Origin of the sequence: Actinomadura sp. NBRC 104425 (genome assembly GCF_030269545.1) — a bacterium.
Classification (GTDB): Bacteria; Actinomycetota; Actinomycetes; order Streptosporangiales; family Streptosporangiaceae; genus Spirillospora; species Spirillospora keratinilytica.
On the sequence record NZ_BSTN01000004.1, the window covers coordinates 249,260 to 267,899 of the forward strand.

Annotated in this window: 20 protein-coding genes; 11 read left to right on the plus strand and 9 right to left on the minus strand. The window is 73.3% G+C overall.

Translation table 11 applies throughout. The features are described from left to right. The 3 genes from QSK22_RS08935 (at position 1) to QSK22_RS08945 (ending at position 3,335) form a co-directional block, all read left to right on the plus strand. Positions 1 to 1,194, plus strand: a complete 1,194-nt coding sequence (locus QSK22_RS08935) for an ABC transporter permease (RefSeq protein ID WP_285493544.1) — start codon at positions 1 to 3, stop codon at positions 1,192 to 1,194. 70 nt (positions 1,195 to 1,264) lie between these two features. Then, on the plus strand, positions 1,265 to 2,254 hold the full coding sequence (locus QSK22_RS08940; protein WP_285493545.1) for a D-ribose ABC transporter substrate-binding protein: 990 nt from the start codon (positions 1,265 to 1,267) through the stop codon (positions 2,252 to 2,254). Between the two features lie 115 nt (positions 2,255 to 2,369). Further along, on the plus strand, positions 2,370 to 3,335 hold the full coding sequence (locus QSK22_RS08945) for a sugar-binding transcriptional regulator (RefSeq protein WP_285493546.1): 966 nt from the start codon (positions 2,370 to 2,372) through the stop codon (positions 3,333 to 3,335). 105 nt (positions 3,336 to 3,440) lie between these two features. Here QSK22_RS08945 and QSK22_RS08950 read toward each other — a convergent pair whose 3' ends face one another. From QSK22_RS08950 to QSK22_RS08960, 3 genes are read right to left on the minus strand one after another with little or no spacing between them, the layout of a single operon-like run. After that, the gene (locus QSK22_RS08950) at positions 3,441 to 3,896 is read right to left on the minus strand and encodes a MaoC family dehydratase (protein WP_285493547.1); all 456 of its coding nucleotides are present in this window, start codon (positions 3,894 to 3,896) and stop codon (positions 3,441 to 3,443) included. An 11-nt stretch (positions 3,897 to 3,907) separates the two neighbouring features. Continuing rightward, positions 3,908 to 4,795: an amidohydrolase family protein gene (locus tag QSK22_RS08955; RefSeq protein WP_285493548.1), complete on the minus strand. Its 888-nt coding sequence runs from the start codon at positions 4,793 to 4,795 to the stop codon at positions 3,908 to 3,910. Next, positions 4,792 to 5,709, minus strand: a complete 918-nt coding sequence (locus QSK22_RS08960; RefSeq protein ID WP_285493549.1) for an SDR family oxidoreductase — start codon at positions 5,707 to 5,709, stop codon at positions 4,792 to 4,794. The genes QSK22_RS08955 and QSK22_RS08960 overlap by 4 nt, the downstream gene beginning before the upstream one ends. Before the next feature lie 157 nt (positions 5,710 to 5,866). On the opposite strand from QSK22_RS08960, the gene QSK22_RS08965 reads away from it, so the two are divergent. Further along, positions 5,867 to 6,346, plus strand: coding sequence for a MarR family winged helix-turn-helix transcriptional regulator (locus tag QSK22_RS08965; protein WP_285493550.1), 480 nt, complete (start codon positions 5,867 to 5,869; stop codon positions 6,344 to 6,346). 3 nt (positions 6,347 to 6,349) lie between these two features. Here the strand turns inward: QSK22_RS08965 and QSK22_RS08970 are convergent, their stop codons facing one another. Together QSK22_RS08970 and QSK22_RS08975 are read right to left on the minus strand one after the other, a co-directional pair. Continuing rightward, positions 6,350 to 7,543: a cytochrome P450 gene (locus tag QSK22_RS08970; RefSeq protein ID WP_285493551.1), complete on the minus strand. Its 1,194-nt coding sequence runs from the start codon at positions 7,541 to 7,543 to the stop codon at positions 6,350 to 6,352. Positions 7,544 to 7,564: 21 nt separating this feature from the next. Beyond that, positions 7,565 to 8,503: a PhnE/PtxC family ABC transporter permease gene (locus QSK22_RS08975; protein ID WP_285493552.1), complete on the minus strand. Its 939-nt coding sequence runs from the start codon at positions 8,501 to 8,503 to the stop codon at positions 7,565 to 7,567. A gap of 70 nt (positions 8,504 to 8,573) precedes the next feature. On the opposite strand from QSK22_RS08975, the gene QSK22_RS08980 reads away from it, so the two are divergent. Continuing rightward, entirely contained in the window at positions 8,574 to 9,578 is a 1,005-nt protein-coding gene (locus QSK22_RS08980; protein ID WP_285493553.1) for a PaaX family transcriptional regulator, read from the plus strand. Between the two features lie 55 nt (positions 9,579 to 9,633). Here QSK22_RS08980 and QSK22_RS08985 read toward each other — a convergent pair whose 3' ends face one another. Together QSK22_RS08985 and QSK22_RS08990 are read right to left on the minus strand one after the other, a co-directional pair. Next, the gene (locus tag QSK22_RS08985) at positions 9,634 to 10,857 is read right to left on the minus strand and encodes a CaiB/BaiF CoA transferase family protein (protein WP_285493554.1); all 1,224 of its coding nucleotides are present in this window, start codon (positions 10,855 to 10,857) and stop codon (positions 9,634 to 9,636) included. Beyond that, entirely contained in the window at positions 10,854 to 11,498 is a 645-nt protein-coding gene (locus QSK22_RS08990; protein WP_285493555.1) for a GntR family transcriptional regulator, read from the minus strand. The genes QSK22_RS08985 and QSK22_RS08990 overlap by 4 nt, the downstream gene beginning before the upstream one ends. Positions 11,499 to 11,519: 21 nt before the next feature. On the opposite strand from QSK22_RS08990, the gene QSK22_RS08995 reads away from it, so the two are divergent. Further along, a complete protein-coding gene (locus QSK22_RS08995; protein ID WP_285493556.1) occupies positions 11,520 to 12,458 on the plus strand; it encodes a hydroxymethylglutaryl-CoA lyase in 939 nt (312 codons plus the stop codon). Here the strand turns inward: QSK22_RS08995 and QSK22_RS09000 are convergent. Further along, a complete protein-coding gene (locus QSK22_RS09000) occupies positions 12,455 to 13,807 on the minus strand; it encodes a phosphotransferase family protein (protein WP_285493557.1) in 1,353 nt (450 codons plus the stop codon). The two genes, QSK22_RS08995 and QSK22_RS09000, sit on opposite strands and share 4 nt — an antisense overlap. 139 nt (positions 13,808 to 13,946) lie before the next feature. Then, positions 13,947 to 14,582 (minus strand): TetR/AcrR family transcriptional regulator, encoded by a 636-nt coding sequence (locus QSK22_RS09005; protein ID WP_285493558.1) that lies wholly within the window; start codon positions 14,580 to 14,582, stop codon positions 13,947 to 13,949. Positions 14,583 to 14,716: 134 nt separating this feature from the next. Here QSK22_RS09005 and QSK22_RS09010 point away from each other — a divergent pair, with 134 nt between their 5' ends. From QSK22_RS09010 to QSK22_RS09030, 5 genes are all read left to right on the plus strand, one after another. Further along, entirely contained in the window at positions 14,717 to 14,947 is a 231-nt protein-coding gene (locus QSK22_RS09010) for a hypothetical protein (protein WP_285493560.1), read from the plus strand. Beyond that, positions 14,944 to 15,564 (plus strand): VOC family protein, encoded by a 621-nt coding sequence (locus QSK22_RS09015; RefSeq protein WP_285493561.1) that lies wholly within the window; start codon positions 14,944 to 14,946, stop codon positions 15,562 to 15,564. Before QSK22_RS09010 ends, QSK22_RS09015 begins: the two co-directional genes overlap by 4 nt. Next, positions 15,548 to 16,189, plus strand: a complete 642-nt coding sequence (locus tag QSK22_RS09020; protein ID WP_285493562.1) for a carboxymuconolactone decarboxylase family protein — start codon at positions 15,548 to 15,550, stop codon at positions 16,187 to 16,189. Before QSK22_RS09015 ends, QSK22_RS09020 begins: the two co-directional genes overlap by 17 nt. Further along, on the plus strand, positions 16,186 to 17,355 hold the full coding sequence (locus tag QSK22_RS09025) for an acyl-CoA dehydrogenase family protein (RefSeq protein ID WP_285493563.1): 1,170 nt from the start codon (positions 16,186 to 16,188) through the stop codon (positions 17,353 to 17,355). Before QSK22_RS09020 ends, QSK22_RS09025 begins: the two co-directional genes overlap by 4 nt. 583 nt (positions 17,356 to 17,938) lie before the next feature. After that, on the plus strand, positions 17,939 to 18,454 hold the full coding sequence (locus tag QSK22_RS09030) for a DUF4189 domain-containing protein (protein WP_285493564.1): 516 nt from the start codon (positions 17,939 to 17,941) through the stop codon (positions 18,452 to 18,454). The last annotated feature ends 186 nt before the right edge of the window (positions 18,455 to 18,640 follow it).

Sequence of the window (18,640 nt, forward strand, 5' to 3'; positions counted from 1 at the left end):
ATGACCGACACCCTGACCCACGACCACGCGACCGCCGCCCGGCGGCACCGCCAGGCCGCCGCCGAGGCCCGCCGGCTCAAAACGCTGAACGCGATCTTCGAACTCCGGGCGTTCATCGCGCTCGGCGTGCTGATCGTCGTGTTCAGCCTGCTGTCCGACTCCTTCCTCACCGTCGACAACCTCATCACGATGACCAAGCACGTCGCCATCAACGCCGTGCTGGCGCTGGGCATGCTGCTGGTCATCCTCAAGGGCGGCATCGACCTGTCCGTCGGCTCGATCGTCGGCCTGTCGGGCGTCGTGGCCGGCGAACTGCTGCAGGGCGTGCACCTGGGGTCGTTCGGCGTCATCGCCTACCCGCCGGTGTGGGCCGTGGTGGTGCTGTGCATCGCCGTCGGCACGCTCGTCGGCACCGTCAACGGCATCCTGGTGACCCGGTTCAACGTGGCGCCGTTCATCGCGACGCTCGGCATGCTGTACGTCGCCCGCGGCGCCGCCCTGCTCATCTCCAACGGCGCCACCTACCCCGACCTGGCCGGGGACCCCGCCACCGGCAACACCGGCTTCGGCTGGATCGGCAGCGGACGCCCCCTCGGGCTGCCGGTGGCCATCTGGATCATGATCATCCTGGCGGCCGCCGTCGCGCTCCTGCTGCGGTCCACCCCGTTCGGCCGCTGGCTGTACGCCACCGGAGGCAACGAGCGGGCCACCGAGCTGACCGGCGTGCCCGTCCGCAGGGTCAAGACCGTCGTCTACATGGTCTCCGGCGCCTGCGCCGCCATGGCCGGCGTCATCATCGCCTCCGAGCTGACCTCCGCCGCCCCGCAGGCCGGGGACAGCTACGAGCTCAACGCCATCGCGGCCGTCGTCATCGGCGGCGCCGCCCTGTCCGGCGGCCGCGGCAACGTCCGCGGCACCCTCGTCGGCGCGTTCGTCATCGGGTTCCTCGCCGACGGCCTGGTCATCCTCGGCGTCTCCACCTTCTGGCAGATCTTCATCAAGGGCACCGTGATCGTCGTCGCGGTCATCCTCGACCAGAGCCAGCAGCGCTTCCAGCGCCGCCGCGCCACCGTCTCGGCCGTCGCCGTCGCCACGACGGACGGCGCCGCCGGCGCCGCGGCGGAGGAGCCCGCCGAGGCGGGCGGGCCGCGCGAGGCGGACGATCCCGCCGACGCCCCGGCGAAGACCACCTGAGCCCCGCTTCACCCGCTCCGTGCGGGAATCCCACCCCAACGGCCTAGCGGCCATGTGATTAGGAGACACAATGTCCCACCCCAACCGTCGCCTGGTGATCCGGGCCGCCGCGGTCCTCGCCGCGGGCGCCCTGAGCCTGACCGCCTGCGGGTCGTCCGACGACTCCGGATCGGCCAAGGCGTCCGGCGGCAAGGCCAAGAGCAACCTCATCGCGATCATCACGCCGTCGCACGACAACCCCTTCTTCAAGGCCGAGGCCGAGGCGGCGAAGAAGAAGGCGGAGAGCCTCGGCTACCAGACCTCGGTCGCCTCGCACGACGACGACCCGAACAAGCAGAGCGAGCTGATCGACGCCGCCATCTCCCGCAAGGCCGCCGCGATCATCCTCGACAACGCCGGCGCCGACGCCTCGATCGGCCCGGTGCAGAAGGCCACCGACGCGGGAGTCCCGGTCTTCCTGATCGACCGGGAGATCAACAAGACCGGCGTCGCCAAGGCCCAGATCGTCTCCAACAACGCCCAGGGCGCCCAGCTCGCCGCCCAGGCGTTCGTCAAGGCGATGAAGGGCAAGGGGAACTACGTCGAGCTGACCGGCAAGGAGTCCGACACCAACGCCGGCGTCCGCTCCAAGGGCTTCAACGACGTCATCTCCCAGTACCCCGACCTCAAGCGCGTCGCCCAGCAGACCGCCAACTGGGACCAGCAGGAGGCCTTCTCCAAGATGGAGACCATCCTGCAGCGCAACCCCGACATCCAGGGCGTGATCGCCGGCAACGACACCATGGCCGTGGGCGCGGTCGCCGCGCTGAAGGCCGCCAAGAAGACCGACGTGGTCGTGGTCGGGTTCGACGGCAGCCCCGACGCCATCGCGCAGATCAAGGCGGGGGCCATGTACGCCACCGCGCTGCAGCCCGCCGCGCTCGGCGCCCAGCGGGCCGTCGAGCAGGCCGACAAGTACATCAAGACCGGCTCGACCGGGCAGCCGGAGAAGCAGTCGATCGACTGCGAGCTCGTCGACAAGTCCAACGCCGACCAGTTCGGCCTGTTCGCCAGACTCTGACGCGGAACCGGCCGGGGGCGGGCCTTCCCGCCGGGCCCTCGCCCCCGGCCGCCCCAGTGTCTACCATGCCGATTGGGCGCCCCCCGGCGCCCGCGTGAGGAGCTGCCAACCCGTGGTGACCGCATCGACGCCCAGCCCCGACCACCTTCGGCTGCTGGTCAAGGTGGCGCGCATGTACCACGAACGCGGGCTCCGGCAACCCGAGATCGCCGAGCGGCTCAACATGTCGCAGGCGCGGGTGTCCCGCCTGCTCAAGGAGGCCGCCGACCGGGCCGTCGTCCGCACGGTCGTGGTGTCGCCCGAGGGCGTGCACGCCGAGCTCGAGGACGCCCTCATCAAGGAGTACGGGCTGCGCGACGCGGTCGTCGCCGACGCCGGCGGCGCCGGGACCGACGTCATCCCCGCGCTCGCGGCCGCCACCGCCACCTATCTCGACGCCACCCTCAAGGGCGGCGACGTCATCGGGATCTCCTCCTGGAGCGCCACCCTCCTGGAGGCGGTCAACGTCATGCCCGCCAAGACCAACTCCGTCGCCCACGAGGTCGTCCAGATCGTCGGCGGATCGGGCAGCCCCGAGGTGCAGCTGCACGCCACCCGGCTGACCAGCCGGCTCGCCGAGCTCACCGGGGCCCGGCCGGTCTTCGCGCCCTGCGCCGCGCTCGTGCACAGCCGCGAGCTGCGCGACCTGCTGTCGAAGGAACCGGACGTCGCCGAGGTCATGCAGTCGTGGGCGCGGCTCACCCTCGCCCTCGTCGGCATCGGCACCCTGGAGCCGTCCCCGCTGCTGCGCCGGTCGGGCAACGCGATAACTCCGCAGGACAAGCGCCAGCTCGAGGAGCTCGGCGCCGTCGGGGACGTCTGCACCCGCTACTTCGACGCCGAGGGCCGTCCCGTCAACGCCGACTTCGACGACCGCATCATCGGCATCGAGCCCGACCAGCTCCGCGCGGTGGACCGCCGGATCGGCGTCGCCGGAGGCGAGTCCAAGGTCGCCGCCATCCGGGGGGCGGCCCGCGGCGGCTGGATCAACATCCTCATCACCGACGCCGACACCGCCAAGGCGCTGCTGAAGAACCCGTGACGCCCCGCGGCCGCCGTCCCGGCCGGGCGGAGACGACGAGGGGAGCAATCCGGCTCGCGCCCGGTCCGGCGGTCCGGCGCGGACGTGCCGCGCCTGCCGCGCCGGTCAGGCGTAGTGGCGGTAGACGGTGCGGGCGACGCAGGCGGGTTTGGCGGAGCCCTCGATCTCGACGGTGAAGTCGCACACCATCTGCACCCCGTTGCCGGGCACGTCCTCGACGGAGGCGACCTTGGCGGCGAGCCGGATCCGGGACCCGACCCGCACCGGGCTGGGGAAGCGGACCTTCTCCAGCCCGTAGTTGATGCTCATCGCGGTGCCCTGGATGTCGAGCAGGGCGCCGAACAGGGGGATGACCAGCGAGAGGGTCAGGTAGCCGTGGGCGATGGTGCCGCCGAAGGGGCCGTTCGCGGCCTTCTCGGCGTCCACGTGGATCCACTGGTGGTCGTCGGTGGCGTCGGCGAAGGTGTCCACCCGCTCCTGGGTGATCTCCAGCCAGTCGCCGTGTCCGAGGTCCTTGCCCGCCAGGGCCTTGATCTCGTCGAGTCCGTTGACGGTGAGCATGGGGGTCTCCTTCAGTCCGTGGCCAGGCCGAGCAGCCGGGCGGCGTTGTCCTTGAGGATCTTGGGGCGGACCTCGGGCTTGATGTCGAGCCCGTCGAAGTCGGCCAGCCAGCGGTCGGGGGTGATGACGGGGTAGTCCGAGCCGAACAGCACCTTGTCCTTGAGCAGGCTGTTGGCGTACCGCACCAGCTGCGGCGGGAAGTACCTGGGCGACCAGCCCGACAGGTCGATGTGGACGGTGGGCTTGTGGACGGCGACCGCCAGCGCCTCGTCCTGCCAGGGGAACGACGGGTGCGCCAGGACGATCCGCAGCCCGGGGAAGTCCGCGGCGACGTCGTCGACGAGCATCGGGTCGGAGTACTTGAGCCGGATGCCGCCGCCTCCCGGCACCCCGGCGCCGATGCCGGTCTGCCCGGTGTGGAACAGCGCGATCGCCCCCAGCTCCTCGATGGCCTCGTACAGCGGGTAGGCCATCGGGTCGTTGGGGGAGAAGCCCTGGATGCTGGGGTGGAACTTGAACCCCCGCACCCCGTACCGCTCGACCAGCCGGCGGGCCTCCCGCACGCCCGCCCTGCCTCTCCACGGGTCAACGCTGGCGAACGGGATCAGCACGTCGGCATGCTCGGCGCAGCTCTCGGCGACCTCCTCGTTGGAGATCCGCGGCCACCCGGTGGCGTGCTCGGCGTCCACGGTGAACACCACCGCCGCCATCTTCCGCTCGCGGTAGTAGGCGGCCGTCTCCGCGATGGTCGGCTGCCGGTGCCCCTGCGCCTTGAAGTACTCCGCGGAGGCGCCGAACAGCTCCGGGCTCAGCGACCGGTGGCCGTCTTCGGAAATCTCGGCGTGGGTGTGCACGTCGATGGCGACCAGCTCGTCGACGTTGATCGCGGCCTGGCTCATTTTGCGGCCTCCGGGACGTCGGGGGCGGGGATGCCGTAGGTCTCCGGCTCGGCGCCCACGCCCGTGTGCCACTGCGCGGCGATCGCCTCGGCGCTCCAGCCGCCGTCGGCGAACGCCACCGCCTTCTCCTGCGGGTGCGCCCACAGCGCCAGCCGGTCCCCGCCGATGCCGATCGCCTGCCCGGTGACGTCCTTGGCGGCGTCGGAGGCCAGGAACGTGATCAGCCCGGTGACGTCCTCGACCGTGCCCAGGCCCTCGTCCCTGCGCAGCCACCGCGGCAGCGGCGCGCCGGTGCGCTCGGACTCGGCGATGAACGGGGCGAACGCCGGAATGGTCTTGGTCATCTCGGTGGCCGCGACCGGCACCACGGCGTTGACGGTGATGCCCGACCGGGCCAGCTCCAGCGCCCACGTGCGGGCCATCGCGGCGATGCCCGCCTTGGCCGCCGCGTAGTTGGTCTGGCCGAAGTTGCCGCGCTGCCCGGCGGGGGAGCCGATGAGGATGATCCGCCCGCCCTCGCCCTGCTCGCGCATCCGCACCGCCGCCGCCCGGGCGCAGGTGAACGTGCCGCGCAGGTGCACCTTGACGACCGCGTCGAAGTCCTCGTCGGTCATCTTCCACAGCACCCGGTCGCGCAGGATGCCGGCGTTGGTGACCAGCACGTCCAGCCGTCCGAACGCGCGCACCGCCGTCGCGACCAGCTCATCGGCCGCCGCCGTCTCGCCGACCGCGGCCGTCACGCCGGTCGCCCGGCCGCCCGCCGAGGTGATCTGCTCCACCGCGGCGTCCACCGCCTGCGCGTCCACGTCGTTGACGACCACCGCCGCGCCCGCGGCGGCCAGCGCCTTCGCGTAGGCCAGGCCGAGGCCGCGCCCGCTCCCGGTGACGATCGCGACCCTGCCGTTCAGCTCCATGTCTCCGTCCTTCTCCCGGTGGGCAATCGACAGGAATCCTGTCGATTGACAGTGTCGTGTCCGACAGGTTTCCTGTCAATCGTCGATTCATGGCCGGTGGCAGGATCTGCTAGCGGCAGCACAGCGCACCGACCGGCGCGACCAGGGAGCACACCGAATGACCACCACCCCGGCCGACCAGCACCGCACACCCGGCGCCAAGGCGCGCCAGGCGCCCGTCAAGGAGCCGCCCTCGCTGCTCTACATGGTCAAACGGCTGGAACTGGCGGTCCGCGCGGGATTGGAGGACCTGGTGCGGCCCGCGGGCATCACCGCGCTGCAGTACACCGCCCTGACCGTGCTGGACCGGCACGACGGCCTGTCGGCGGCCCAGCTCGCCCGCGACTCGTTCGTCACCGCCCAGTCCATGGCCGACATGGTGCGCGCGCTGGAGGGCCGCGGCCTGATCCGCCGCGAGCGCAACCCCGCCAACCGCCGGGAACTGCTCATCCACCTCACCGACGCCGGACGGGACCTGCTGGCCGACCTCGCCGAGCCGGTCCGCCGCCTGGAGGAGCGGATGCTCGGCGACCTCACCCCCCGGCAGGTGGAGCAGTTCCGGCAGGCCCTGTCCGACGCCTGGCACGCCCTGTCCTGAGCGTCACCCGCCGCCCGCGGTGAGCCGCAGCGGCACCGACCTCGGGCCGAACTCCAGCCAGTTGAACATCGTCACCTCGCCGTCGAGGGCGATGCGGGTCGTGCCGCCCAGCAGCGCCCGCAGCGCGGCGGCCAGCTCCAGCCTGGCCATGGCCGCGCCGGGGCAGCGGTGGGCGCCCCGGCCGAACGCCAGGTGGCGGTTGGGCCGCCGGTCCAGGTCCAGCCGGTCGGGGGCGGCGAAGACGGCCTCGTCCCGATTGGCCGAGGGGAACAGCATGGTGACCGGCTCGCCGGCGCGTATGGTCCGGCCGCCGAGCTCGACGTCGCGGGTGGCGGTGCGGGCGAACACCCGGTAGGGGGCGTACAGCCGCAGCAGCTCCTCGATGGCGCCCGGCAGCAGCTCGGGCCGCTCCCGCAGCCGCCGCTGCAGGTCCGGGTCGCGGGCCAGGTGCACGGCGGCGCTGCCGAGCACGGCGTGCGGGGCGCCGATGCCCGCGACGATGGTCTGCCGGACCGTCCCGACCACGAGGTCGTCGGGGATCGGGCGGTCCGGGTCGCGCGCGGCCTCCAGCAGGCTGGTGACCATGTCGGTGTCCGGGTCGCCGGGGGCGCGGCGGCGCTCGTCGACGATCCTGCGCGCGATGCCGTACAGCTCGTCGCTGGCCGCCCTGATACGGGGCCGGTCCATGTCCTGGATGGCGAAGCTGTACTCCACCCCGATGCGGCGGATCTCCAGCACCCGATCGACCGGCAGGTCCAGGAACAGCGCGAAGCAGTGGGCGGCGAACGGCAGCGCGAACTGCGCGGAGTAGTCGCCGCCGCCGCGGTCCAGCATCGGGCGCAGCAGCTCGCGCGCCGCCTCAGTGAAGGCGGGCGCCAGGCGGCGCACCGCGGCGCGCCGCATCACCCGGTCCAGCGGGGCCCGGTAGACCCCGTGCTCGGGCGGGTCGAAGTGCAGCGGCGGCCGGCGGGCGCTGCGCGGCACGTGCGGGACGACGTTCTGCACGGCGGTGCTGAACGTTCCGCTGTCGCGGGCGACCCGCACGACGTCGTCGTAGCGGGTCACCGCCCAGAAGCCGCCGAAGGCGTCGCTCCACGGCACCGGGCAGCGCCGCCGCAGGTCGGCGTAGACCTCGTGGGAGCTGTCGAAGGTCTCCGGGAGGCGGGGGTCCCAGTCGGACGGGCGTTCGGTGCTCATCGCTTCCTTCCTCGGCGGGGGTCACAGCAGGTGGCGGCGGGCGAGGCGGGCGAGCGCCTCGATGCCGTAGACGACGACGGCGATCGCGATGACGATGGCGCAGGTGACGTCGTAGCGCAGGGTGGCGATGGACTCCTGCATCAGGTAGCCGACGCCGCCCGCGCCGACGATGCCCAGCACGATCGACTCGCGCAGCGCCAGATCGGCGACGAACAGGCCGTTGCCGGTGAACGACGGCACGAACTGCGGCCAGCTCCCGGCGGTGAACGCCTGCGGGCGGGTGGCGCCGACCGAGGTCAGCGCCTCGTGCGGTACCGGGGCGAGCCGCTCCAGGGCGTCGGTGAAGAACTTGGCGGCCAGCGCGGTGCAGGAGATCGACAGGGCCAGGAACCCGGCGAACGGGCCGAGCCCCAGCGCCGCCACGAACAGCAGCGCGTACACCAGGTCGGGGATGCCCCGCATGACCACCACCAGGGCGCGCACCACCGCCGCCAGCGGACGCCAGGGGGCGACGCCGGTCGCGGTGAGCAGGGCCGCCGCCAGCCCGCCCAGCGCGCCGACGGAGGCGGCGCCCAGCGCCATGAGCAGGCTCTCCAGCACCCCCATGAAGATCTCGCCGGAGAACGCGGGCGGCCACATCCCGGTGAGCATCGCGCGCACGTTCGGCCAGGCGCCGGCCAGCCGGTCCAGGCTGAGGTCCAGCGACCACAGCGAGACCAGGAACACCGCCGCGGCCGTGCCCGCCCCGGCGAACCGCAGCACCCGGTCGCGGTCCCAGCCGACGTCGTGGACGCGCCGCCCGGCGGGCAGCGCCGCGGACCCGGCCGGCCGCTCCTGCCCGCCGCGCCGGCGGATCGCCACCGACAGCAGCTCCAGCAGCAGGATCAGCACGATGATCACGCAGATGACGCCCGCCGCGCGCCGGTAGTCCAGGCTGCCCAGCGCGGTCTGCAGCGCCACCCCGATGCCGCCCGCGCCGGAGACTGGGGCACCTACACCGACTGAGGGGACCGACGATGAGGGGCGCCGGGTGACCGCGCCGACGACGACCGGCTCCCTGCCTCGGGGCAGGCAGGGAGCCGAGCCGCAGCGCCTGCTGACGACACTGCTGGGCGACTACTGGTTCTGGCGGCAGGAGCACATCCCGTCGGCGGCGCTGGTCCGGCTGCTCGCCGAGTTCGACATCACCGAGGCCGGCGCCCGCGCGGCCCTGCGCCGGGTCGCCTCGCGGGGGCTGCTGACCAGCTCCCGCGTCGGCCGCACCACCGCCTACGGGCTGCCGCCCCGCGCCCACGACGTGATCGTGGCGCACATGCTGCGGCTGCTGACGTTCGGCGCGGCCACGCCGTCGTGGGACGGCCGGTGGACCGTGGTGATGTTCTCGGTGCCCGAGGACCGGCGCGACACCCGGCGGGCCCTGCGCGACGGGCTGCGCCTGATGCACTTCGGCATGCTGTTCGACGCCGTCTGGGTCAGCCCGCACGACCGGACCGCCGACGTCGCCGCGCTCGTGCGCAGGCTCGGGGTGCGCGGGGTCACCGTGTTCCGGGCCGACGAGGTCGCCGACGAGGGCTTCGACCGGGTGCTGGAGCGCGCCTTCGACGTCAGCGCCCTGCGGGACCGGTACCTGCGGTTCATCCGCAGATACCGCAAGGAGGCCGGCCGCGTCACCCGGCCCGGCACCTCGCCCGCGGACGCCCTGCGGCTGCGCACGGCGGTCATGACGGACTGGCGCGCGTTCCCCACCCTCGACCCCGACCTGCCCGCCGAACTGCTGCCGCCCGACTGGCCGCGCGCCGAGGCCAGGCGGCTGTGCGTGCTCATCTACGACTCGCTGGGCGAACTCGCCGAGCAGCGGTTCCGGGAGATCCTGGCCGGTCACGCCCCCGAGCTCGCGGATCTGGCCTCGCACCACACGTTCGCCCAGGCGTCCACGCTGCGCGCCGGGCACGAGCGGCGCTGGAGCGAGTTCGACGAGACCACCGACCGGGACCGTTTGAGCGTGCTCGCCCATCCCCCCGACACGCCGACGTGAACGGCCGCCCCCGGCCGCGGCTGCGCGCCGGGACCGCACCGGCGGGGCCCTTCCCTCAAATCGTTCCGGCGGCGGCCAGGGCCTCGATCTCCTCGGCGGCCAGGCCGAGGGCGCCGTAGACCTCGGCGTTGTGCTCCCCGAGGGACGGGCCGACCGAGCGCACCGCGCCGGGTGTGTCGGAGAGCTTGGGGAAGACGCCCTGCATCGGGAAGTCGCCGAACTCCGGGTGCGCCATCCTGATGATCGCCTCGCGGGCCTTGAAGTGCGGGTCGGCGAGCATGTCCCGGGCCCGGTAGGTCAGCCCCGCCGGGATGCCGTTGTCGTGGAGCAGCTCCAGCAGCGCCGACGACTCCTGCTCCGCTGTCCAGGCGGCGATGAGGTCGTCCAGTTCGGCGGCGTTGGCGCCGCGGGCGCCGTGCGTGGCGAAGCGCTCGTCGTCGGCGAGTTCCGGACGGCCCATGAGGGCGGCGAGCCGGCGCCAGACCGTGTCGCGGTTCGCGGCGATGAGGACGGGGCCGTCCTTGGTCGGGTACACGTTGCTGGGCGCGACGTTCGGCAGCACCGAGCCGGTGCGCTCCCGCTGGTAGCCGGCGATCTCCCATTCCGGGATCAGCGACTCCATCATCGCCAGCACCGCCTCGTACAGCGCGGAGTCGACGATCTGCCCGCGTCCGGTGCGCTGCCGGGCGTGCAGGGCGACGAGGGTGCCGAGCGCGGCGAACGTCCCGGCGAGCTCGTCGCCGAGGGAGATCCCGGCGCGCGACGGCGGCCGGTCCGGGTCGCCGGTGACGTACCGGATGCCGCCCATCGCCTCGCCGATCGAGCCGAACCCGGCCCGGGGGGCGTAGGGGCCGTCCTGCCCGTACCCGGTGACCCGCGTGATGATCAGCCGCGGATTGTCGGCGTGCAGGACCTCGGGCGCCAGGCCCCAGCGCTCCAGGGTGCCGGGGCGGAAGTTCTCCACCAGGACGTCGGCGCCCGCGATGAGGCGCCGCGCCAGCGCCTGCCCCTCGGGGGTGCGCAGGTTGAGCGTGACCGACTTCTTGTTGCGGGCGAGGATCGGCCACCACAGCGACAGCCCGTGCGGCTTCTCCCGGCCCCACTCGCGCATCGGGTCGCCGGTGCCCGGCGGCTCCACCTTGACGACCTCGGCGCCGAAGTCGCCGAGCAGCTGCCCGCAGAACGGCCCGGCCAGCAGCTGCCCCATCTCCACGACCCGCAGGTCGCCGAGGGGACCGGAGGGCGCCCCGCCGGGGCGGGGGGACGCGTCGTCGCTCATGGCTCCTCGCTTTCGTCCGCGGTGAGCTCGGCCGCCGCCGCGCGGATGTGCGACCGCATCACCGACTCGGCCCACGCGGGGTCGCCCGCGGCGATGGCGGCGACCAGCTCCCGGTGGTGGTTCATGCTCCGGGCCAGCGCGTCCGCGCCGTACCGGCGGAACGTGCCGATGATCAGCGGCGCGTGCATGACCGAGGTCAGCATCGCCGGCAGCCGCCGGTTGCCGGACGCCTCGATCAGCGCGGCGTGGAAGCGGGAGTTGAGCCGCGCGACCTCGGCCAGGTCGCCGTCCGCCGCCGCCCGCTCCGTCGCCGCGCACAGGCGGCGCAGGTCGGCCAGGACGGTCTCGCCGGGCCGGCGGCGGGCGGCGCGCGCCGCCGCGTACGGCTCCAGCAGGGAGCGCAGCTCGAAGATCTCCTCCAGGTCCGCGCGGGTCCACCGGACCACGCGGGCGCCGCGGTGGGGGAGGACCTCCACCAGGCCGTCCGACCCGAGCCGCTGCAGCGCCTCCCGCACGGGGGTGCGCGACAGGCCCAGCGACTCGGCCAGCTCCGCCTCGCCGAGCCTGCTGCCGGCCGCGGCCTCCCCCGAAAGGATCATCTGGCGGACCGCCTCGTAGGCGGTGTCGGCGGCGCGGGGCATGAACCCTCCTAGCGGTATTGCATGCAATATAGTCGCGATTACGCGTACAGCTCCGGCCTGGGGGGCAGATTGCATACAACGGTCCTGGAAGTAGGCCCGCGTGACGGCCTCCAGAACGAACGGCGCACCCTCTCCCCCGAGGACAGGATCGCGTTCATCACCCGCTGCGTGGAGGCCGGGACCCGCCGGATCGAGGCCGTCTCCTTCGTGAACCCGCGGCGCGTCCCGCAGATGGCGGGCGCGGAGGAGGTCATGGCGGGGGTCCCGCGCCGCGACGGCGTCCGCTACAGCGGGCTCGTCCTCAACCGGCGGGGCCTCGACCGGGCCCTCGCCGCCGGGGTGGACGAGGTCAACGTGGTCGTCGCCGCGTCGGACGCGTTCTCCGTCCGCAACCAGGGCCGCACGACCGCGCAGATGCTGGACGCCTGGGACGAGATCGCCGTGGCCGCCGCCGACGCGGGCGTCCCGGCCGGGATGACGATCGCGACCGCGTTCGGCTGCCCCTTCGAGGGCGAGACGCCGCCCGAGCGCGTCGCGGAGATCGCGCGCCGCGCGCACGCCGCCGGGGCCTTCGAGATCGCGCTCGCCGACACGATCGGGGTCGGCGTCCCCGCGCAGGTCCGCGACCTGGCCCGCCGGACGCGGGAGGCGGCCCCCGGCACGCCGCTGCGCTTCCACTTCCACAACACCCGCAACACCGGCTACGCCAACGCGCTCACCGCGCTCGACGAGGGCGCCGCGGCCCTGGACGCCAGCACCGGCGGCTTCGGCGGCTGCCCGTTCGCCCCGGCCGCCACCGGCAACATCGCGACCGAGGACCTCCTGTACGCCCTGCACCGCAGCGGCGTCGAGACGGGCATCGACATGGCGGCGGTGGCGGAGACCGGCGCCTGGCTCGGCGGGCTGCTCGGCGTGCGGCCGCCCGCCCTGCTCGGCCGCGCGGGCCCGTTCCCGCGCTAGCGGGTGTTCAGGTAGGCGGGATTGGCGACGAGCAGCTTGTCCCGCACGGACGCGCGGACGGCCGCGACCACCTCGTCCATGCGCCCGTCCAGGGTGCCGTCGCGGATGGCCGCGGCCAGGGCGGCGTCGTCGGCGCAGCCCAGGGCGCGGAGCCGGTCGCGGTGCGCGGCCCGGTGCCCGTCCGCCAGCAGCAGCTCGCGGCGGGCGATGCGCAGCGCACCCGCCGCCACGCGCGCGTGGAAGCGCAGCCGCTCGTCCGGCTGCTCGGCCGACAGCAGGAACCCGGCCACGGCGTCGATCAGCGTGTGCGCCGACGGCCGGTCGTGCGGCGCGGGCGCCTGCGCCGATGCGCCGGACGCGTCCAGCGGGTCGGCGACCTTCTCCGGCTCGGTCAGCCCCAGGGCCAGCAGCAGGTCGTGCTCCTGCTCGCAGACCTTCCGGCCGAGGACCGCGTACTCGACCGACGGATCGGACCCGCTCAGGAAGCGCTCGGCCTGGAGCCGGCACAGGACCGCCCAGCGGAGCGTGCCGTACACCTCCCACCAGTGCAGCTCCTGCGGCGTGGGCGGGACGCCGCCCGCCGCCGCGTAGCCGTCCAGCAGGTCCTCGCGGGTGCCGAAGCCGCCGGCCGGCAGCGGCGAGCCGAACCGCCACGCCTTCACGCACAGCCAGCCGAGGTCCTCGGCGGGGTCGCCGGCGTGGGCGAGCTCCCAGTCCAGGACGCCGCGCACCCCCGACTCGTCGATCATCAGGTTGCCGTTGCGGAAGTCGCCGTGCACCAGCGAGCGGCGCCCGGATGACGGCGGGCGGTGCTCGGCGAGCCAGCGCAGGGCCAGTTCGACGGCGGGCCGCGGCTCCTCGAACGCCCGGTGGTGCGCGGTGAGCTCGGCGAGCGGGTCGCCGGACGGCAGGCCGGGGATCCGGTCCGGCGGGATCGTGTGGATCCGGGCGAGGATGCCGCCGAGCTCCCGGGCGAGGCGCGGCCTGACCCCGGCGAACCGGTCGTCGCGCAGCAGGCGGCGCGGGATGGTCTCGCCGTCCAGCCGCTCCATGACCAGATACGGGGTGCCGAGCAGCGCGTCGCCGTGCGCGGCGAGGCGGGGGACCGGCACGCCGGCCTCCGCGGCGGCGGCGAGCAGGGCGGCCTCGCGCGCCATGCCGCCGGCGTGCAGGGCGGACGGGCCGGGAGCGGACGGGGGCTCGCGGCGCAGGATGAGGGCGCGGCCGTCCGCCTCGAACGACCACGTCTCGCGGCTCGCCCCGCCCGACAGGCGGCGCAGGCCCGTCACCTCGGCGGACAGCACCCCGGCGAGCGCCTCGGCCAGGCCGTTCGCGTCCGCGCCGCTCATGCCCGGGCCGCCTGTCGCGCGTCCGCGTGCTTGTCGGCGGGGCCGGTACCGTCCGGGAGAAAGGCGCGCACGGCGCGGTCTCCCGCGGTGATGGAACGGTCGGTGCGTGCCAAGGCGGCTCCTTCGGGGCTGCGGGCCCTCAGGCCTGGAGGCCGAGGGCGCGGATGGTGAGGGCGTCCAGGGTGTCCAGAAGGCGCTCGGTGTCGGGGGTGTCCTCGCCCTGGACGAACCAGAGGTACAGGGAGTGGTCCACCATGGCGGCCAGGGCGCGGGCGGCCATCTCGGCGTCGAGCTTTCCGCCGACCAGCCCGGCGCGCTGCCACCGCCGGATCACCTCCGCCAGCCGTCCGGTCGCCCCGGCGCGGTGCTTGCGCCGCATCTCCTGGAACTCGACATTGAACGTCGCGACCTGCTCGATGATCGCCATCATCCGCGCGTTGCGCCGGTACGCCTCGTAGTAGGCCCGGTTGGCGCGGCGGACGCAGGCGGCCGGCGACGGGCCCTCGGACGGGACGAGGGCGTGCTCGGTCATGTCCTGGAAGAGCCGGTCGGCGACCTCCAGGAACACCGCCTCCTTGGACGGGAAGTACGTGTAGAAGGAGCCGTAGGCGACGGCGGCGCGGCGGGTGATGTGGGCGACCCGGGTGTCGAGGAACCCGCGCTCCTCGAACACCTCGCGGGCGGCGCGCAGGATGCGCTCCCTCGTCCGGGCGCCCCGCTCGGTCAGCGGTACCTGCCCGGCCGCCTCCTCGCCCGGTCCGGCCTTGCTGTGCATGCCCCGTGCCCCTCCTCAGCGGCGCCCGTACGGGGGTTGACAACCGATGTGTCCAGGTTCAGGATCCCGAGCATCGGCCAGAGCTGACATGACTGTCAAGTCAACTCCGAGGAGGAGCGCGTGCCGGAGCAGCCATGCTGATCAGCGGCGTCCCGATCGGCGGCATCGGCGGGATGCGCTTCCTCCGCGCCGCCGCACGCGCCGCGGACATCGCCACCGCCGGGAAGGGCATCGCGGCCGGCCGCGAGCAGCCCGGCGGCCGCAAGGTCCCGCGACGCGCCGAGTCCACCGCGCAACCGCCGCGCCGCGTCGCGGGCGGGCCCCTCACGCGGGAGCTGCGCGCCAGGCACAGGGAGGTCTCATGACGGGCCCGAAGAACACCGAGTTCGAGCTGGGCGGCATCAACCACCTCGCGCTCGTGTCGTCCGACATGAAGCGCACCGTCGACTTCTACAGCGGCGTGCTGGGCATGCCGCTGATCAAGACCATCGAGCTGCCGGCCGGCATGGGCCAGCACTTCTTCTTCGACTGCGGCGGCGGTGACTGCGTCGCGTTCTTCTGGTTCCCCGACGCCCCGGACGGCGTGCCCGGCCTGTCCGCGCCCGCGAACCGCCCCGAGCAGGGCAGCCTGGTCAGCGCGGTCGGGTCGATGAACCACGTCGCCTTCCACGTCCCGCCGGACAAGTTCGAGGAGTACTGGCGGCGGCTGCAGGACAAGGGCGTCACCGTCAGCCCGATCATCAACCACGACGACAGCCCGCTGGGCATCGCACGCGAGTTCGACGAGGGCGTCTTCGTCCGCTCCTTCTACTTCCAGGACCCGGACGGCATCTTGCTGGAGTTCGCGTGCTGGACGCGCACGTTCACCGACGCCGACGTCTCCCACGAACCGAAGACCGCCGCCGACCGCACCGCCCCCAAGGCCGTCCCGGTGCCCGTGCCCGCGGTGAACCCGAAGGAGCAGCATGCCCCGACTGCGTGAGGTCCCCCGCGCCGAGGTCACCGACGAGCGCATCCTCTTCTTCTACGACCACCTCTTCGGCCCCGACCGCGACCCCGCCGTCGACCACGGCACCGCCACCGGCTCCCCGGGCGACTGGTGGACGGTCTTCGCCCAGTCGCCCGACGTGTTCCGGCACGCCGTCCGCGGCTTCGCGCTCTACCGCAACGCCAGCCTCGACCCGGTGCTGCGCGAGCTCGGCCAGTGCCGGGCCGGCTGGGCGCGCGGCAGCCAGTTCGTGTTCTCCCAGCACTGCAAGCAGATGCGGGCGCTCGGCGTGCCGGAGGAGAAGATCAAGGCGATCCCGCACTGGCAGACCGCCGACTGCTACACGCGGCTGGAACGCGCCGTCCTCGCCTACACCGACGGGCTCGTGCTGGACGGCGGCCGCGTCCCCGACGAGGTGTTCGACATCCTCACCGAGCACCTCCCCGACGCGGAGATCCTCCAGCTCACCTACATCACCTGCATGTACGACATGCACGCGACGATGGCGAAGGCACTGCGCGTCGAGTTCGACGACCGCCCCGAGCCGGTCGTGGAGGTCCCCGCGCCGGACGGCTACGGCAGCCGCGACATCGCCGCCGACCTGACCGGGGAGGCATGATGCTGTTTCCCGTGCCGGACCGCGTCCGGGACATCCGCGACGCCGTCCACGCCTTCATGACGCAGCGGGTCGAGCCCGCCGAGCCGGTGCTGAACGCGGGCGGCCAACAGTCCCGCGACCTGCTGGCCGACCTGCAGCGGCAGGCGAAGAAGGAAGGACTGTGGGCGCTCGGGCACCCCGAGGAGCTGGGCGGCGGCGGCATGCCGTTCCTCGACTACGTCTTCGTCAACGAGGTGCAGGGCCGCAGCGAGTGGGGCCAGCTCGCGCTCGGCACGTTCACGCTCCAGGACTCGCTGATGCTGCACAAGTACGCCAGCCCGCGCTGGCGTGAGCGCTACCTCGCCCCGCTGGTGGCGGGGGAGGTGTCGCCGAGCTTCGCGATGACCGAGCCGTCCGTCGCCGGGTCCGACCCGACCGGCATCCAGACCACCGCCGAACTCGACGGCGACGAATGGGTCATCCGCGGCCGCAAGTGGTTCACGACGGGCGCCGCCGACGCCGCGTACACCACCGTCATGTGCCGCACCGAGAAGGACCCGCCGAGCCCGCACCGCGCCTTCAGCATGATCATCGTGCCGACGGACACGCCGGGGTACCGGATCGTCCGCGAGACGCCGGTGCTCGGCCTGCACGGCGGCCACTACGAGGTGGCGTACGAGGACGTCCGCGTCCCGGCCGACAACCTCCTCGGTCCGCGCGGCCACGGCTTCGTCATCGCCCAGGATCGGCTCGGCCCCGGCCGCATCTTCCACTGCATGCGCTGGCTCGGCCAGGCGCAGCGCGCGTTCGAGCTGATGTGCGACCGCCTCGGCGTCCGCACCGCGTTCGGGGAGCCGCTGTCGGACAAGCAGCTGATGCAAAAGCACGTCTTCGACTCCTACGCCGAGATCCAGGCGGCCCGGCTGCTCACCCTCCAGGCCGCCGAGCGGATCGACGCCGGGGACCAGGCGCGCATCGAGATCGGCACCATCAAGGTCGTCGGCGCCCGGATGCTGCACAACGTCATCGACCGCGCCATCCAGGTGTACGGCGCGGCCGGCTTGACGGACGACCTCCCCCTGTCGCGGATGTACCGGCACGCCCGCGAGGGCCGCATCTACGACGGCCCGGACGAGGTCCACATCCAGAGCACCGCCCGCCGCATCCTCAAGGCGGCGACCCGCTGACCGGCGGCGTGCCGCCCTCCTCGCCGCGCCGGCGGAGGGCGGCACGCCGCGACCGAGACGTCGCAGGTGCACAGGCACGCCCGGTCCTCGCCGACGAAGAGCGCCCGGCGTTCGACGCGGTCGTGAATTCGGCCCGCTCGACGGCGGGACCGCGTCGTGGGCATGCGGACGACGGCACGCGTGTGACCGGATGCGGTCGCCTCGGTGCGGGAGGGCGCCTCATTCGACCTGGAACGGCTGACCTGCATCCGCTCACACGTGTTCACTATGTGGCTCAGCGAGGGCATTGGGAACGTGTCGCGTCCGCGCACGACTCCGCGCTGTGGTCGGCCAGTTCCCGGGGGCGTCACACAATGCGATGGGATGGTTGCTCGACCACGTCGTTTCGGTGGGAAAGTCGCTATGATCGCCTGGATATCGACCTATCCCGGGAGCGGTCACAGTGCAACCCCCACAACCACCGCATGGTGGCTATCCACCGGGCTACGGGCCCCCTGCCGGCCCGCCGACGCCGCCCGGATCACCGGGATGGGGGCCGCCCGGCCCGCAGCCTCCCAACAACAACCCGGCCATCGTCGTCATCGTGGTCTTCGTGGCCTTCGTGTTCCTGATCGGGGGCGGGGCCGTGCTGTGGTTGCTGGTCGATTCCGACGATTCGTCAGGCAGGCCGACGGCCGCGAAGTCCACCCTGCTCGACCTGCCGACTCCGCCGACCTACACTCCGCCCACGTACAGCACGCCCACCTACGATCCGCCGACCTACACCCCCAACCCAGCGCCGTCCACCCCGGACAGCACATACTCACCGCCGAGGCTGTACTACGGGGCCATCGCCGTGGCGCCCAACGGCGCCATCGGCAAGTCCTGGGACTACAGTTCCGCGGCTGCCGCGAGACAGCGGGCGCTGAACGAGTGCCCCGCCTCCGGCTGCAAGGTCCTCACGACGTTCGTCAACGGCTGCGGCGCGGTCGCCTACAACCCCAACACCAACAAGTACTGGGGCGGCAGCGGCAAGACGCGGTCCGCAGCCCAGAAGGACGCGATAGCCAATGCGGGCGGCGGCCGCTGGATCACCTGGGTGTGCACCACACGGTATTGAGCGGCCCGCGCCGGCGTCCGCCGGCCTGACGGACGCCGCCCCTGCTCCGCAGGTCGTCCGCCACCGATCGCCTGGAGCCGCCCTGCTTCACCGGTGGAACGGGCTCGTCTCACCCGTCTGAGACGGTGGCGGACGCCACGTGCGGTCATCGGCCGAACCGGCCCCGTCCAGCGGCTCGGCCACAGC